Origin of the sequence: Brevibacterium renqingii, from assembly GCF_017808105.1 — a bacterium.
GTDB classification, from domain to species: Bacteria; Actinomycetota; Actinomycetes; order Actinomycetales; family Brevibacteriaceae; genus Brevibacterium; species Brevibacterium renqingii.
Genome location: NZ_JADBHF010000001.1, coordinates 390972 through 407479 on the forward strand (window position 1 = coordinate 390972; position 16508 = coordinate 407479).

At 68.0% G+C, this 16508-nt stretch carries 13 protein-coding genes and 1 pseudogene; 5 read left to right on the top strand and 9 right to left on the bottom strand.

Features of this window, described 5'->3' with window-relative positions; genetic code table 11:
* Positions 1-24 precede the first annotated feature (24 nt).
* Positions 25-252, top strand: coding sequence for a ferredoxin (locus IHE57_RS01690; RefSeq protein ID WP_209370356.1), 228 nt, complete (start codon positions 25-27; stop codon positions 250-252).
* Here the strand turns inward: IHE57_RS01690 and IHE57_RS01695 are convergent.
* The 4 genes from IHE57_RS01695 to IHE57_RS01710 all read right to left on the bottom strand — a co-directional run bounded on the left by IHE57_RS01695 (position 240) and on the right by IHE57_RS01710 (position 6204).
* Positions 240-1208 (bottom strand): NAD-dependent epimerase/dehydratase family protein, encoded by a 969-nt coding sequence (locus tag IHE57_RS01695; RefSeq protein WP_209370358.1) that lies wholly within the window; start codon positions 1206-1208, stop codon positions 240-242. The two genes, IHE57_RS01690 and IHE57_RS01695, sit on opposite strands and share 13 nt — an antisense overlap.
* A gap of 9 nt (positions 1209-1217) precedes the next feature.
* Complete coding sequence (locus IHE57_RS01700) at positions 1218-4028, bottom strand: alpha/beta fold hydrolase (protein ID WP_209370360.1); 2811 nt, start codon at positions 4026-4028, stop codon at positions 1218-1220.
* 8 nt (positions 4029-4036) lie between these two features.
* Positions 4037-5065 (bottom strand): 3-oxoacyl-ACP synthase III, encoded by a 1029-nt coding sequence (locus tag IHE57_RS01705; RefSeq protein WP_209370362.1) that lies wholly within the window; start codon positions 5063-5065, stop codon positions 4037-4039.
* A 125-nt stretch (positions 5066-5190) separates the two neighbouring features.
* Positions 5191-6204: a hypothetical protein gene (locus IHE57_RS01710; protein WP_209370364.1), complete on the bottom strand. Its 1014-nt coding sequence runs from the start codon at positions 6202-6204 to the stop codon at positions 5191-5193.
* Between the two features lie 276 nt (positions 6205-6480).
* On the opposite strand from IHE57_RS01710, the gene IHE57_RS01715 reads away from it, so the two are divergent.
* Positions 6481-7284 (top strand): 3-oxoacyl-ACP reductase, encoded by an 804-nt coding sequence (locus IHE57_RS01715; RefSeq protein WP_209370366.1) that lies wholly within the window; start codon positions 6481-6483, stop codon positions 7282-7284.
* 7 nt (positions 7285-7291) lie between these two features.
* On the opposite strand, the gene IHE57_RS01720 is transcribed toward IHE57_RS01715, so the two are convergent.
* Positions 7292-7861 (bottom strand): dienelactone hydrolase family protein, encoded by a 570-nt coding sequence (locus tag IHE57_RS01720; protein ID WP_209370368.1) that lies wholly within the window; start codon positions 7859-7861, stop codon positions 7292-7294.
* Positions 7862-8043: 182 nt separating this feature from the next.
* On the bottom strand, positions 8044-9627 hold the full coding sequence (locus tag IHE57_RS01725; RefSeq protein WP_209370371.1) for an FMN-binding glutamate synthase family protein: 1584 nt from the start codon (positions 9625-9627) through the stop codon (positions 8044-8046).
* Positions 9628-9834: 207 nt separating this feature from the next.
* Here IHE57_RS01725 and IHE57_RS01730 point away from each other — a divergent pair, with 207 nt between their 5' ends.
* Complete coding sequence (locus IHE57_RS01730; RefSeq protein ID WP_209370372.1) at positions 9835-11058, top strand: MFS transporter; 1224 nt, start codon at positions 9835-9837, stop codon at positions 11056-11058.
* 104 nt (positions 11059-11162) lie between these two features.
* Positions 11163-12038 carry an enoyl-CoA hydratase-related protein gene (locus tag IHE57_RS01735; RefSeq protein WP_209370373.1) on the top strand — a complete coding sequence of 292 codons (876 nt, stop codon included), beginning with the start codon at positions 11163-11165 and terminating at the stop codon, positions 12036-12038.
* Positions 12039-12098: 60 nt separating this feature from the next.
* On the opposite strand, the gene IHE57_RS01740 is transcribed toward IHE57_RS01735, so the two are convergent.
* Entirely contained in the window at positions 12099-12884 is a 786-nt protein-coding gene (locus tag IHE57_RS01740; protein ID WP_216629846.1) for an NUDIX hydrolase, read from the bottom strand.
* A gap of 199 nt (positions 12885-13083) precedes the next feature.
* On the opposite strand from IHE57_RS01740, the gene cls reads away from it, so the two are divergent.
* Positions 13084-14580, top strand: coding sequence for a cardiolipin synthase (gene cls / locus IHE57_RS01745; RefSeq protein ID WP_209370374.1), 1497 nt, complete (start codon positions 13084-13086; stop codon positions 14578-14580).
* A 107-nt stretch (positions 14581-14687) separates the two neighbouring features.
* On the opposite strand, the gene IHE57_RS01750 is transcribed toward cls, so the two are convergent.
* Both IHE57_RS01750 and IHE57_RS01755 read right to left on the bottom strand, forming a co-directional pair.
* A complete protein-coding gene (locus IHE57_RS01750; RefSeq protein WP_209370375.1) occupies positions 14688-15101 on the bottom strand; it encodes a hypothetical protein in 414 nt (137 codons plus the stop codon).
* A 175-nt stretch (positions 15102-15276) separates the two neighbouring features.
* A pseudogene (locus IHE57_RS01755) lies at positions 15277-16304 on the bottom strand (agmatine deiminase family protein).
* Between the last annotated feature and the right edge of the window lie 204 nt (positions 16305-16508).

The following is a 16508-nucleotide window of genomic DNA, read 5'->3' on the forward strand; positions in this document are numbered from 1 at the left end:
CCACTGTCTGAAAGGACTGAGACGATGAAGATCACCCTGCACTCGAGCATGTGCGTGGCCTCAGGCAACTGCGGGTTCGTCGCCCCCGAGGTGTTCTCGAACCCGGAGGACAACTTCGGCTTCGCCCAACTGGACGATCCCGCGCCGCCCGAGACCCAGCACGAGGCAGTCCGGAGCGCGGAGTACCTGTGCCCGTCGAAGGCGATTCAGGTTGACGAGAATGACGTCCCGGCCGGTGATCAGTCTCGGTAGTGGCGGGCCAGCTTCTCCAGGCCATCTTCGATGCTCACCCGTGGTCGCCAGCCCAGGACCTCCTGCGTCCGCCGCTGATCGAACCAGTGCGCCGTCGAGAGCTGCTCGGCGAGGAAACGCGTCAACGGCGGCTCATCACCGTGCTCGCCCAGCTCCCACACTCGCTCGACCAGCGAGCCGGCGGCCAGAGCCGGTGCCACGGGAATGCGCAGTCTCGGCTCTGCCGCACCCCCGGCGATGGCGATGCGTGACATCAGTTCGCCGATCGGCCGCGGCTGACCGTTCGTGACGACGAGAGACTCGCCGTGGACTCTGTCGACGGCTGAAACGGCAGCGACGATCGCCTCGACGGCATTGTCCACGAAGAGGGTGTCGACGAGCGCCGCGCCCGATCCGAGAACCGGCATCCGGCCCGAGCGGGCACGGTCGATGACCCGCTCCGTCAGCTGAGTGTCACCCGGACCCCACATGAGGTGCGGGCGGAGGACGAGCACGCGGAAGTCCGGTGAGTCCGCATTCAGTGCGATGCGCTCTCCGGCTCCCTTCGTCCGTGCGTACTCGCCGCGGGCGAACTCCGGAGAGGCCGGTTCAGCCGAGTCCCCGATGATCGAGGTACCCGTATGCGCCACCGACGGGGAGGAGATGTGGACCAGACGCGGCACACCGGCGGCCCGGGCCGCGTCGACGAGGTTCCGCGTGCCCCCGATGTTCACGGCCTCGAAATCCTCGGGATCGCCCATCATCGAGACCTTCGCAGCCAGGTGCACGACCGCCTCGACACGGTCGACGGCCCGCTCGACCGCGGCCGCATCGGTCACGGAGCCGAGAACATCGGTGGCGCCTGAGACTCCGGAGGGGCGGCGCTGCAGGGTCGTGACCTCGTGACCGGCGGAGACGAGTGCGTGCGCGACGGACGAACCGAGCAGCCCGGAGGCTCCGGTGACGGTGATTCTCACTTCAGCTCCTCAGACTCTCCCGCGCACCGGCCCACCGGCCAGGACACTGTCGGCCCAGGCCGCGAGCCGGGAGCGGTCGATCTTCGAATTGTGGCGGATGTCTGTGGGGAACTCCGGGGCGACGAGCACCGCCGCGAGATCATGGCCGCCTGTCCGTGCCGCCTGTTCACGCAGTCGGGCGGTCAGCTCCAGAGGCGCCAGCCCGGGGGACAGCGACGTCCCCTCGGAGTCGAGCACTGCCACCAGGACCTGAGTCCCGATGGGGCCGATCCCGACGACGGCACTGCGGCTGACCTCGGCGTCGGCATCTATGAGCGCTTCGAGGCCGCCGGGACCGACGGGCCCGCACGCGGTCGTGACGACGTGCTGCAGACGTCCCTCGAGCCAGACTCGCCCGGCGTCGTCGATGTGACCGATGTCGTTCGTCCGGTGCCAGTGCAGGCCCTTCAGGCCATCGCGGGCGGAATCGGCGGTGGTCCGCCAGAGGTTGTCGTAGCCGGACTTGATATGGGCGGCGCTGACGACGAATTCGCCGAGGCGGTTCCGCGCCTCCGGCCCCTGCACCAGCTCATCGGCGGAGTCGCCCGCGTCGTCGATCGGGGCCAAAGCGAGTTCGACGCCGTCGATCGGCCGTCCCACGCACACTCCGAGGCCGCCGGTCGCATCGGCCTCGGCCACGCCTGCGCGGTCGATGTCGGTGAGCAGCAGTCCTTCGGTCATGCCGTATGGAGAGTGGATGCTCGCATTGGGGAACACCCCTGCGATGGCGTCCATGAGCTCGAGCGGCACCGGTGCGCCGGCCGAGAGCACGAGTTCGACCCGGTCGCAGGCCGCGCGGTGATCGGCGTCCAGCGCCGAAGCGGTCGCGGCGACGTTGCGATAGGCGGCGGGGGAGGCGAAGACCATGGTCGCCCGTCCGGCGATGATCGCATCGGCGATCGCGCTCGCGGTCAGCGTCTTCGGCTTCGTCACGGACATGTCCGGCGTCACCGAGGTGGCCCCGATGGCAGGGCCGAGCAGTGCGAAGGGAGGGAACCCGGCCACCAGACCTGTGCCCTCACGGACATCGAACACCCTGGTCAGGACGGCCGCCAGTGCGGAGATGTCGGCGTGGGTGTAGCGCACGCCCTTGGCAGGACCGGTCGATCCGGAGGTGAAGAGGATCGCCGCATCATCATCGGCCGCCGGCGTGGGCAGTTCGGTCCGGTGGGCGGAAAGGGAGAGTTCCGTGAGACTCGTCTCCGCTGAGAACAGGCGGGAGCGGACGGGCCCGAGCGGGCTGACGGAGATCCGCCGGCCCGGCCAGCCGAAGGCGCGCGCCAGGGTGAGGCCGGGCAGCTCCCCGATGATCCACTGCGGATCCGCCGAGGTGATCGCCCGGGTCATTCCCCGCGGGCCGAGCCCGGCATCGGCGACGACGGCGACCGCACCGATCTTCAGACAGGCGTAGAGCGCGGCGGTGAGGTTGTTGCCCGGCGGTACGAGCATCGACACCCGGTCCCCGGGCTTCACGCCGAGGTCGAGCAGCCCGTTCGCGATCGACGTGGTGACGTGCCACAGGTGGCGCCAGGAGATCTGCTGGGCGGGGTTCTGCGCGAAATCGACCGAGGCGATCGACTCGTCGCCACGGCGGGCGTCGAGGATCGTCGTCACCGCGCGGATGTCCGCGGCGCTGGCACCCCGCGCCGCGGCGGCTGTGCTCGAACGCTCCGACGACCCCTTCGCAGGGTTCGTCTCGGTGCGGTCCGGCACCTCGACGTCGGTGTCGAACCGGGCACTCAGCCAGTCGAGGACGAGGCCGGCGACGTCGTGGTCTTCGCTGACGAGGTGCGAGGCCGTCTCGAAGCGGTGCACATCGGCCTGCGGCAGGCGGCGGCGCAGATCCCGCAGATAGCGTTCGAGGAAAACCGGATCCTTCGGCCCCCAGACGAGCAGGGCCGGCTTGTCGAAGGCGGCGATGTCGTCACCGATGCGCTGCAGCTCGGAATCCGAGGGATGGTTCGCATCGACCGGGATGTCAGCGACGAAGCTGCCGATCGCCCACCGGTCCTGCGCGATTTCGTAGGGGGCACGGAACGCATTCCTGGTGTCGGCATCGAGATCGCCGAGGCGCAGCGTCACACGCAGGAACCAGTCGGTGACGACGGTGGCCGTGGGCAGCATGGGGCCGGCGAGGGTGGCGCGCAGCGGAGCGGGCACCGGGGCATCCTCGGGCTGGTGGACGGCGGTGTTGAGGCTGATCGCGGCCGAGACGATGTCGGTGTTGCGGGCCGCCCAGCCCAGGGAGAGCACACCGCCCCAGTCGTGCCCGATCGTCACGATCGGATGCTCTTCGGGTCCGGTTCCGGCCGCCTCGGTGACCGACGACCCGGCAGCGGATGCAGCGCCGCCGGCGTACGCGCTTCCGGCCGCCTCGGCGAAGAGGGTCGTGACGACGGCGTCGAAGTCGGCGATGCGGTCGCGGATGCGGCGCACCTCGGGGGACTTCGGCGTCGGCATCGCCTCATGCGCGAGCCGTTCGGAAAAGCCCATCTCGAGCTGGTCGGGTGCGATGAGCCGCCAGGCGCGGCCGCCAGAACGGGCGGCCTCGACGGTGGCGCGGGCCAGCCGACGCCACAGATACGACCACGTCGGGTTGCCGTGCAGGGCGACGATCGTGCCCGCCGGCTCCACACCGGCCGCGCGGAGGGCGGGCAGGGTGTCGAGCACGTGGAACGCATGCGTTCCGCCGGTGGTCGCTGCCTCGACGATCCGGGACCAGGCGGGGTCCCACTCGGGCAGCTGCGGGGGAGCCTGAGCCGGCCGTGCAGGAAATCTCATTGAAGCGTCTACCACTCGATCTCGGTCATCGCGGTGTTGAGGCCGGAGCCGACACCCATGCACAGGATGCGGTCGCCCGGCCGGAGGCTCTCGGCCTCACGGGACAGGGTGATGGGCAGGGAGGCGGGGCCGACATTGCCCAGCTCGGGATAGCTGACGGGGATCCGGTCGGGATCGAGGCCCGCGGCCTTGGTGATCGAATTCGTGTGCACATCGGAGACCTGGTGCATGACATAGCGGTCCATCTCCCGCCAGTCCCACCCGGACTCGTGGGCCTCTTCCCAGGCGGCGACGACGAGTTCCATACCCCCGGAGAGCAGACCTTTGGTGTCGGTGAACATGCCGTTGTGGTCACCGACGCACAGTGCATGGTGCTGGGTGGCCGCACGGGTGATCCCGCCGAGGACGCGGTGGCCCTCCGGGTGCTTGTCGGCGGGGCCGAGAACGGCGGCAGCGGCCCCGGAGCCCAGGGTCAGGGAGGCGAACTCGTTGAGGTACTCCTCACGCGTGATCTCCGGCCGGTTGAGTCGGCGCAGCGTCGCCTCCTGCACTCGGGAGGCGTCCTCGCCGGCGACGACGAGGGCGTATTCGATCTGTCCGGCGTCGATCATGTTCGCCGCCAGGGTCATGCCGTTGACGAAGCCGAGGCAGGCGTTGGCGATGTCGAAGTTCATCGCCTGCGGGCCGAGACCGATGCCCGCGTGCACCCCGACGGCCACGGACGGCTCCAAGTGCTCACGAGTGACCGAGGTGTTGACCATCAGGCCGATCGCCTCAGCGGACACCCCCGACTCGGCGAGGGCCCTCCTGCCGGCGGCGATCGCGCCGTCCGCGAACTGATGGGGTTCGTCCCAGTTGCGGCGCGCGTACACGCCGGCGACCCGCTGGAGCAGACCCTGCGGCAGGCTGAGGGAGGACAGCGTATCGGCGAGACGCTCGTCGAATTCCTGAGAGGTCACTTCGTTCGGGGCCAGTGTCTCGGTCAGGCCGAGCAGGGCCACGTTCGAGTGCCGAAATGTTGCGTTGCCGTTCGCCAATTGAGGTACTCATCCCTCTTCGGGTAGTTCGTCAGTGTCAGTCTGGGCCGCAGGGACGCACGCGAGGCGCGACTCGACGGGGGATTTCCGGGATCTATCCTAGCGCCCGGTTTCTGAGATGTTCATCAGCGTGTGAACCAGGTGAAGCCGTCATAGAGCATTCCGGTGGATGCCAGGACCGCGATGACGGCGAGAACGATCGAGGTCACGGTGTGCGAGACCTTGGACGTCTGGAAGCGCACGGCACGCGAATAGGACATCGGCCGATCGGTGACGAAGCGTCCGAATTGGGCGAAGATCCGCCAGTCCATGACGTCGATGAGGGACTTCGCCGCCAGGGTGACGACGATGACGCAGCCGATGCCCATGAACAGCAGGAAGACGAAGCCGAGGAAGCCGAAGTCCTTGAAGAAGGTCACGACCCGATCGCCGATGGCCACGGCGAAGGCGGAGAAGCCCTCGCTGAAGGGCAGCGCGTCGAAGGAGTCGGTGATCGTCTTCAGGCTGATGCCGTCGCGCTGAGTCTGCACGGACCCGATGTACATGAAGACCGACGCCGCCAGGGCCACGATGAGATTGATGATCGTGATCGTCGCGTTGTCCGGCCAGAACTCCAGGGACTTCAGCGTGTAGGTCGCCGACAGGGCCACGCAGATGATGGCTCCGGTCAGGGCGCCGATGGTGGCCGGGAGCAGGAGGTTGTTGAAGAACACGAAGGCGACGACGGCGATGAGCGCGGCGCCGAAGATATAGGTGAACACGGCGAAGGTGTCGCCGTTCGAGGCTGTGGCGGCGCGCCGGTTCGCCTCGACCATCTGGCCCGAGTGCTGGATGTTCTTAGCGAGTTCGGCCTTCGTCGCTCGGGGCAGTTCGGCATCCCGCCCGTAGGCGTCGTCGTAGCCGCGCGCACTGCTCGGCAGCACGCGGGTCTCGTCCTCACTGCTCCAGGGAGGTGTGGCTTGCGTGTAGCCGTCCTGTCCGTACCCGCCCTGGTCCTGCGGGTAGCCGCCCTGTGCTCCCGGCCCGCCCGGCCGGGGCCGTGGCTGCCAACGTCCGAGCTTCGCTGCGATGAGGTAGACGACGAAGACGACGAGTGCTGCGAGGACTCCGATGGAGATGCCGGCGCCGAGCTCGTTCATGAGGGTGACTTCCTGGGATGGGCGGTGGTGGTCGTTCGTTCAGTCTATGGACTCTTTCCGCTCCTGGCACGTTCTCGGGCATCCGACGCTCGTTCCTCCGGCGCGCAGCGTGGGCGGGATGCGGGTCGCAGAGGGGGTGGTCACCGGCCCGAAGCCGGCCCCAGCGTGGGCGGGATTCGGGCCGCTGCACCGGCTCCGACCAGCGGCATCGGTTTCATGGGTAGGCTGGGAGCGGGTCCGCCGGATCCGCCCACCGACGTTCGAAGGAGACACGTGATGAGCAACGCCCAGGCATTCACTTCCGAGGCCCTGCCCCTGGACGAGCAGGTCGTCCTCGTCACAGGATCCGGTCGCGGCCTGGGCGCGGCAGTCGCGAAGGCCTTCGCGACCGAAGGATCCGCGCTCGTCGTCAACTACCGCTATTCCGCCGAAGCGGCAGAGGAACTCGCCGAGGCGGTCCGCGCTCGCGGGGGACGTGCCGTGGCCGTCGAGGCCGATGTCACCGATTCGCGAGCCGTCGACGCGATGTTCGAAGCGGCGGCCGCCGAGTTCGGTGCTCCCGTGTCCACGGTGGTCAACAATGCGCTGGTCGACTTCTCGTTCAACGGTGATGAGCGCCAGACGGCCGACGAGATCGACTACTCGGACTTCGCCGATCAGTTCCGCGGTTCGGTCGAGGGCGCGGTCAATACGATCCAGGCCGCGATGCACGGATTTCGGAAGATCGGGTCCGGACGAGTCATCAACATCGGGACCAACCTGTTCCAGGACCCGGTCGTGCCGTATCACGACTACACCGCCAGCAAGGCGGCGCTTCTGTCTCTGACCAGGACGTTCGCCAAGGACCTCGGGCCCGCTGGGGTGCGGGTGAACATGGTCTCCGGAGGCCTGCTGCGGACCACGGACGCCTCCTCGGCCACTCCCGAGGCCGTCTTCGAGCAGATCGCCGCGGCCAGCGCGCTGCGGCGGGTGACCACCCCGGAGGAGTTCGCCTCAGCGGTGGTGTTCTTCGCGTCCCCGGCCTCCCGCGCGGTGACTGGCCAGAACCTCATCGTCGACAACGGCCTCGTCATGGGGTGAGAGGGACTCAGCCGCGGGCGAGGAAGGCGAGGGCTCGCTCATAGAGGAGTTCGGCACTGTCCTCGCGGTAGTCGGCAGTCGTGGGGTCGCTGAAGAGGTGCGTGCCGCCGGGGTAGAGGAAGTGCTCGGCGCAGGCTCCCGCCCGCGTCGCCGACTCCATCAGCGTCTCGACCGTCCCGGGGCTGCGCCAGTCGTCGTCGACGGCGAAGTGGGCCTGCACGGGGACCTGCGCCTGCCACCGGGTCGGCTTGGGGAAGCCGCCCCCGTGGAAGAGCAGGACGCCCCTGGCCCGTGGATCGTTCTTGCCCATCTGCTGCGCGATCGCCGCTCCGAGCGAGAACCCGCCGTAGACGAGCTCGTCACCGAAGTCAGCGCAGGCGTCTCTCACTCGGTCCACCAGGGTCGAGAACCCGACCTCCTGGGAATGGCTCACTCCGGCCTCGGCGGTGGTGAAGGTCCTGCCTTCGTAGAAGTCGGGCGTGTGGACCGTGTGTCCGGCCGCGGTGAAGTGTTCGGCGATGGCATCCATGCCGGGGGTGCGGCCCAGGGCGGAGTGGAGCAGAACGAGGGTGCTCATAGGAAATCCTCACAACAGGGAACGTGGATCGGTGCGGCCTGGGTGGCGGGGCGGAGTCGTTCGCCGAGGCGGCCGCGCTCAGCGCCAGCGCCCCTTCGCTGAGGCGGTCGCGCTCAGTGCCTGCGTCCCACCGCCGAGGCGGCCCCGCCCCACCGTCGAAGCGACCCCGCCCCACCGCCGTCTCAGCGGCTGTGGCCGCGAGGGATGGTGAAGGAATCGGCGCGGGCGGTCTCCCAATCCGCCGCCCATTCCTCGGGCGGATTGCCCAGCAGCTCGCCGGGCTTCAGCCAGTCGTAGATGCGAGCATAGGACCACGAATCGGACTCGGAGATGTTCCGGCGCAGCATGGTCGGCTCCAGTTCCTCGGGGCCGGACGCGCCCATCGACGCCATGAGACGGGTCGCCTCGGCGACGACGGCGTGGTGGTAGTTCTTCACGCGCTCGGATTTGTCGGGCACATCGAGGGCGCGCACGCGCCTGGGATTCTGAGTGGCGACTCCGACCGGGCACTTGCCGGTATGGCAGACCTGGGCCTGGATGCAGCCGACGGCCATCATCATCGCCCGCGCCGAGTTCGTGAAGTCCGCGCCCTGGATGAGTCGTTTGACGATATCGGTGCCGGTGGCGATCTTGCCCGAGGCGCCGACCTTGATCTTCTTGCGCAGCCCGGCCCCGACGAGCGCGTTGTGCACGATCATCAGCCCCTGGGTCAGCGGCAGCCCCACATTGTCCTCGAACTCCAGCGGGGCGGCTCCGGTGCCGCCTTCGGAGCCGTCGACGATGATGAAGTCCGGCAGGATCTCGGTCTCGACCATCGCCTTGACGATCGAGAGGAACTCCGTGCGCGAGCCGACGCAGAGCTTGAAGCCGGCGGGTTTGCCACCCGAGAGTTCGCGCATCCTCCGAATGAACTGCAGCAGCTCGACCGGGGTCGAGAACACGCTGTGTCCGGGCGGGCTGATGCAGGTCTTGCCCACGGGGATGCCCCGGATCTCAGCGATCTCCTCGGTGACCTTCGTCCCGGGCAGCACACCGCCGATGCCCGGCTTGGCGCCCTGTGAGAGTTTGAGGGAGACCATCTTGACCTGCGGGTCCTGCGACTTCTCAGCGAAGACCTCGGGGTCGAACGCGCCGTCGGGAGTGCGCGCGCCGAAGTACGCGGTGCCGAGCTCCCAGATGAGGTCGCCGCCGTGTTCGCGATGGTAGGGAGAGATCGAACCCTCGCCGGTGTCGTGGGCGAATCCGCCCATCGTCGCGCCTTTGTTCAGCGCGCGGACGGCGTTGTTGCTCAGCGAGCCGAAGCTCATCGCCGAGACGTTGAGCAGCGAGATGTCATAGGGCTGCGTGCATTCCTCGCCGCCGATGCGCACGCGCGGCGGCCGCGGAGGGTTGGCGATCGGGCGGTTCGAGTGCATGAGCGCCTCGTAGCCGGGGCGTTCGACATCGTGTTCGGTGCCGAATGCGTGCTCGGAGTGAGTGCCCTTCGACCGCTCGTAGATGGTGGTGCGGGTGTCACGGTTGAAGGGACGCCCGTCCCAGTTGCGTTCGATGAAATACTGCTGGATCTCCGGACGGATCGACTCCAGCAGGAACCGGGCGTGTCCGGCGACAGGGTAGTTGCGCAGGATCGAATGCTTCTTCTGCACCAGATCCCATGCCGCGAGCGCGCCGAGTCCGAGCGCCGAGGCGGCCGCAGCCAGGCTCGCGACCTGCTTGCCTGTCGAGTCGCCGCCGGCGATCCGGACAATGGGGAATTGCCTTTTCATTGTGCCTCCTTGGACTGTCCTGGTCTCGAGCCTAGACCGGGGACGCGCAGATTTCAGGAAAGGCAGGCCTGAGAAGGCCCGGAACCGGCCGCAGAGACATCGCGCTCAGCTCATTGAGGCGCACCGGACGGGCGGTGGTCGGTCTCACACGCGTCAGGCCGTGGAATCGTTTGGGGTCGCGGTCCCCGCGGGCATAGCGTTGAGCCCATGAGCATTGACGAGCCGAGTCCGACGAGCACTCGGCGAACCGTCGCTGCTGTCTTCCTCGCCGGCGTCGCCGTCTTCCTCGTCCTCTACGAGACCCAAGGGCTGCTGCCGGCCATCCGCGGGGCCTACGGCATCGACGGCCCGACGGCGAGCCTGACCGTCTCGGCGACGAATGTGGCCATGGCGGTCTTCCTCGTCCCGTTCTCGATGCTGGCCCCGCGCATCGGGCACGCGCGGCAGATCGGCGCCGGCGTGATCGCGGCTGCGATCCTCGCCCTCGTCCTGCCCTTCACACCGACCCCGGAACTGTTCATCGCCGTCCGCTTCCTCCAGGGAGCGGCCATCGCCTCGGTGCCGGCGACGGCGATGGCCTACCTCTCCCTGCGGCTGCCCTCGGCGGCCCTGCCCGGGGCGATCGGGGTCTACATCGCCGGCAACACGATCGGCGGACTGTGCTCGCGGCTGCTGACCGGCCTGGCCTCCGAAGTGCTCGGCTGGCACGGCGGCCTCGCCTTCACAGCTGCCGTCTCCCTGCTCTTGGGCCTCATCGTCGTCTGGCTGCTGCGCCACGACCTCTTCTCGACGGCTCGCAGCCGGTCCGCTCATGAGACGAGGACGGCCGACAGCTCCACCGACGCCCGACCGCCTCGGCGAGTGATTCCGCTGCGCGGAGGCCTGTGGCGGATCTACCTCACCGGATTCCTGTGCATGATCGTCTTCGGCGGATCCTTCACCATGCTCGGCACCCGCCTGCAGCAGGATCCCTGGAGGATGAGCGAGGGCGCGGTCGCGCTGTTCTTCCTTATCTACCTCGTCGGCACCGTCGTCACCACCTACTACGGCCGCTTGGCCACGAAATACTCCCGGACCCGCCTCACCCTCGTCGGCATGGTCGTCGCGCTCGCCGGAGCGAGCATCACTCTCATCGACTCCCTGCCGGCCATCATCGGAGGCATGTCGCTGCTGACGGCAGGGTTCTTCCTCGGCCACACCGGAGCCTCTGCGGCCGCCAGCGCCTCCCGACCCGGAGTCGATTCGACCCGCTCGGCGGCCATCTACCTCACTGTGTACTACCTCGGCACGAGTCTCGGCGCCTGGCTGTCAGCGGTCCTCTTCGTCGGCTTCGCCTGGCCCGGCGTCGTAGCGATGTGCGCGGCGTCCCTCGTCACGGTCCTGGTCTTGACGCTGACCGGTGCTCCGATAGGGTTCAAGAAACGCAGCTGATCGGTTGTTCAGGGCCGCTGACCCCGTCGGGCCCGCTGCGGCCGGTCTCCGCGATACTGACGCCGGACGTCCCTCTGCCGGTCCCGCCACCGAAAGGCCCGCCCATGCCCCAGACCACCCATTCGACCGTCGTCTACGCGATCTCTGAAGGCGTCGCCCACGTCGAGATCGACCGCGGCGAGAAACTCAATTCCCTCACCCGGGAGGTCTTCGAAGACCTCGTCGAGGCGGGACTGGCGCTCAAGGAGGCGCCCGAGGTCAAGGCCGTGGTGCTGTCCGGCCGGGGTCGCGCCTTCAGCGCCGGCCTCGACTTCACCGAACTCGCTTGGATCGCCGAGGCCGGGGCCGCGACCCGCTCCACCTCCGAAGAGGAGTCCGACACCGACAGCGGTGCGAGGTCCGGAGCCGCCGTGGCCGATGCAGTCGAGGTGGGGACCCGCCTCGGTTCCGCTCGCGCCCTGGCCCAGAAGGCCGTGCACATCTGGTCGCTCGTCGAGGTTCCGGTCATCGCTGCGGTCCGCGGAGCCGCGCTCGGCGGCGGGATGCAGATCGCGCTGGGTGCGGACATGCGCGTGGCCGGACACGATGCGAAGCTCTCGCTCATGGAACTCAGATGGGGCATCATCCCCGATATGTGCGGAACGCAGCTGCTGCCGCGGCTGGTCGGACCCGCGCAGGCGAAGAAGCTCATCGTCACGGCCGACACGATCGGCGCCGAGGAGGCGCTGCGCATCGGTCTCGTCGAGGAGATCGCCGAGGACCCGGTCGCCAGGGCCCTCGACCTGGCGGGGCGGATCGCCGGAGGGTCCCGATCGGCGCTCGTCTGGGCGAAGCGGCTGGTCGACCTGTCGTACGAGTCCGAGCTGAGCACCGGACTCGACGCCGAGCAGGAGGCCCTGGCCCAGCTGCTGGGCACAGAGGAGCAGAAGCAGGTCGTGGCCGAGCGCCTGGCCGCGATGAAGGCCCGCGCGAAGGGCTGAGGCGCCGCGCGGAGCCGACGGTGACCGGGGAAGCAGGACCCGTCGCGGGAAGAGCCGAACTCAGGAGCCCCGTCGGGAAGGGAACTCCGGACGGACGGGATCGATGATCCGCTCGGCCGCGAGCGCCTCGGCGACGGTCGTGAAGTCGGCGAGCTCACGCAGCAGCACGAACGTCGGACGCATGAGCTTGAGGTGCCCTTCGCCCTCATCCGTGAGGATTCCGGTCACCGAGCGCCATTCGCTCGTGTGGGCCTCCGTCGTCTGATGCTGGGCGGAGACGACCTCGGAGGCCGCGATCGCATAGAAGTAGGTGTCGAAGCGCTTGGGCAGACCCAGCGGGGTCACCCAATTCGCCCAGGGGCGCAGCCCGGTCGGGTCGAGCACCGCACCCGTCTCCTCCTCGACCTCACGCGCAGCAGTGGCGAGCAGAACACGCCAGCCCTCGGACTCCTCGGCGATGGCCGACTGCGACCATGCGGAGGCGTGCGCCGCGGGATCGGGGACGGTGAGCGACGGGGCGGTCTCGACGTCGATGGGGTCGACCCGGCCGCCGGGGAAGACGACGACGCCGGCGGCGAAGTCCATCGTCGAGACCCGATGCTGGATGAAGACCTCGAGGCCCTCGCGTCCGTCCCGGAGCATGAGCACGCTGACGGCGGGCCTGACCGGCACCGCTGCGGCGTCGGCGACGACGCGATCACGGCTGGCGATGTCGGTGAGGTCCGAAGGGTCGGAGCCCTCGGGCTTGATGTCTCGGATCACGCTCAGCACCTTCGCTCTCACCTGTTTGTCGTTGTCTCCCAGTATGCCCGCGACCGTCGGGACGTTCGACGGTGGGGTGGACATGCCCCGTCCTGAGCGGTCCCACACGACGGCCGTCGGGGCCGGGCCGAGTCCGTGAAGTGAGCGACATCCGTGGTCAGAGGGCATGGGCATGGATGCGCGTGGTCGCAGACAGGATACGATGGGAGGCAATGCGAGATCCTCAACCTGAGGTGAGGAACCCAACCGGCGACGAACGAGGGCGGGGCTGAACGGGCGAGTCATGGGCAATTTCGGAATCTATCCGCTCTTCACGATCGACCAGGCCTGGCCGAATTGGCTGATCTTCGTTCTCGTGCTCAGCGACCTCGTGATCCGCATCATCGCTCTCGGCTGGATTCCGCACAATCGGAAGCCCTCGGTCGCCCTGGGCTGGCTGCTGGCCATCTTCCTCATCCCCTATGTCGGCATCCTGGCTTTCGTGCTGCTGGGGTCGGCGAAGCTGCCCAAACGGCGTCGGGACAAGCAGTCCCAGATCAACGACCTCATCCGCGATCAGCTGCGCAACCGGGCGATCATCGGGCAGCGGGACCATATGTCCGAACCGCTGAGCACGGCCGCACAGCTCAACTTCGACCTCGGTGCCCTGCCGATGATCCACGGCAACGACTTCGAGCTGCACGTCGACAATCACGCCTGCATGGAGGCCATGGCCGATGCCGTCGACCGGGCGGAGAAGTTCGTCCATTTCGAGTTCTACATCGTCGCCATCGACGACACGACGAGGCGGCTGCTCGATTCGCTGCTGGCCGCGCATCGGCGCGGAGTCAGTGTGCGCATCCTCATCGATCATCTCGGATCGCTGGGCTATCCGGGCTACTCGGAGCTGGTCAAACAGCTCAACGCCTCGGGCGTGCGGTGGCGGCGGGCACTGCCGATCCGCCCTTGGCGAGGTGAGTACCAACGCCCTGACCTGCGCAATCACCGCAAGATCCTCGTCGTCGACGGGGACGTCGCGTTCACCGGTTCGCAGAACATCATCGACCGGTCCTACAACAAGCGTCGCAACCTGCGGAAGGGATTCCAGTGGAAGGACCTGTCCCTCGAATGCAGAGGTCCGGTCGTCGAGGAGCTCGACGCCGTGTTCGTCACCGACTGGTATTCGGAGACCGACGAGATCGTCGACGAACCCGACGGCTTCGACCTCGAGGCTCCCGAGTCCGGCGGCATCCAGGCCCAGGTCGTGCCCTCGGGGCCGGGGTTCGAGGACGAGAACAATCTGCGTCTATTCAACCATCTCATCTACAACGCGAATCGCAGCGTGGTCGTGTGCTCACCGTATTTCGTCCCCGATGAGTCGCTGCTCCACGCGCTGACCACCGAGGCCCGGTCCGGCGTCGAGGTGCGCTTGTACGTGGGCGAGACGGGCGATCACTGGCTCACCCACAGGGCGCAGCAGTCCTATTACGACGAGCTCGTCCGGGCCGGGGTGCGGATCTTCATGTACCACGCTCCGACTGTGCTGCATTCGAAGTTCCTCATCATCGACGACGAGGTGTCGATCATCGGTTCGTCGAACATGGACGAGCGTTCGTTCGCGATGAACCTCGAGGTCACGATGTTCATCGTCAACAAGGGATTCACCCAGCGGATGTACGAGCTCGAGGCCGAGCGCTACGCACCGAACTCCGTCGAACTCGACGCGGAGGAATGGGCCGATCGACCGCTGTTGAAGAAGTACGTGGAGAACGTGGCGCGACTGACGAGTTCGCTGCTCTGATCCGGGCGCGGTTCGAAGCAGCGACGCCCCGCACAGCGAGCGATGCGTGGTTCGGTGAGCGATGCCGCGTGCCCACACAGCGAGCGTCGCGGTGGGCGACGCGTGTATCAGTCGTCGTCGGCGACGCCGCCGGGCCCTTCGTCATCGAGGTGGCGCGCCGGATCACCGACCGAGTCCCGGGCCTCGGACGCAGACGTGTGCTCGATCTTCGGCGAGGATCCCGTCGACGAAGGCCCGTTCACCGAGATCTGGTCGTCCTCATCACCGTCGAACTCGGACACGGGGGCACCGGTGGCCGCGGCGGCATTGACCTTGTCGGCGGCGGTCTGCACGGCATCGGCGACGGCCGGGGACTTCTCACGGATCGATTGGTTGGCTTTCTCGACGGTGCCCTGGACGCGAGGGTCGGTCCACAGCTCCTGCGCCTGCGCCTTGAGCCGTTCGTAGCTCTGGCGTCCGGTGCGTGATCCGAGAACGAATCCGACTCCGAGACCGGCCAGGAGAATCAATCTCTTCTTCATTGTCCTAACTCCTCTTCGCAGCTTGCCGTCACTGTCTCCCGCACTGATGCGCGACACAGATCCGGGCATCGGCGTGACCGGCGCACGGGACTGTGTCCTGCCTCACCAGCTTATACCGTGTCGAGGTCAGGCGGTACGCAGAGATCCGCGCTCAGCCCACGCTCGGCTGCTGCGTTCAACCCACGCTCGGCTGCTGCTGGGTGATGCAGTGGATCCCGCCGCCACGGGCGTAGAGCTCGCGCGCATCGACCCCGACGACCTTCCGGCCCGGATACACGCGCTCGAGCACGGCGGCCGCCTCGGCGTCCATCGGGTCATCGAAGGTGCATGCGATGACCCCGCCGTTGGTGACGAGATGATTGACATAGGAGTAGTCGACGAAGCCTTCGTCGTCGCGCAGCACCTCGGGGCGGGGAGCGGCACCACGTCGAAGGGGGTTCCGTCGGCAGTGGTCTCGGCGGCGAACTGCTCCTTGAGCCGGCAACTGAATTCGAAGTCCGGGTGGTCCGGATTGCGCTGATCGTGGACGAGGACGACACCGGGGCTGGGCATCGCGGCGACGATGTCGACATGTCCGCGCGTGCCGTAGGTCTGATTGTCCCGATGCAGCCCGTGATCGAGCCAGATCACCTTCTGCGCGCCGATGGTGCGTGCGAATTCGGCTTCGACCTCGGCCTCGCTCATCCCGGGATTGCGGCCGGGGTCGAGCTGCACGCTGCGGGTGGCCAGCACCGTGCCCTTGCCGTCGACGTGGATCCCTCCGCCCTCATTGCGCAGCTGTGAGGACACCACCGGGGTGCCTGCCAGGTCCGCGACGAACCGGCCGATGTGCTCATCATGATCCCACTTCGCCCACTCCTGCGCTCCCCAGCCGTTGAACACCCAGTCCACCGCGTGCAGGCCGCCCGTCTCGTCGACGACGAAGCTCGGCCCGATGTCGCGCATCCAGGCATCGTCGAGGTCTGCGTTGACCACGGTGATCGGGTGGCGGACTCCCTCCCCGAGGTGGCGCTTGGCATGCTCGGTCTGGGCTTCTGTAACGACGACCGTCACCGGGGTGAATTCGCTGGTGGCGCGGGCGACGGCGGCCCAGGTGGAGCGCGCGGCTTCGGCCTCGGCCTCGGCCTCGGTCTCGCCGAGTGCGTATCCGGAGGACGGGAAGGCCATCCAGATGCGGTCCTGGGCGGCGGTCTCCGCGGGCATGTGCAGCGTCATCGTTGTCCCTTCGACGGTTCCCGGTCGACCACGGCCGAGCCGGCCTCCCGGGATGGAGGTGTGCGAACAGTACAGACGAGTCTAGCCAGTCACGCGCCGAGGCGGCCGACGGAAACCGTTGCGGGGCCGGGCCGGAATCCGTCGCCGTCGAGTCCGGACCGCCCCGTTCCTCACCAGGACCGACCCCCGTCG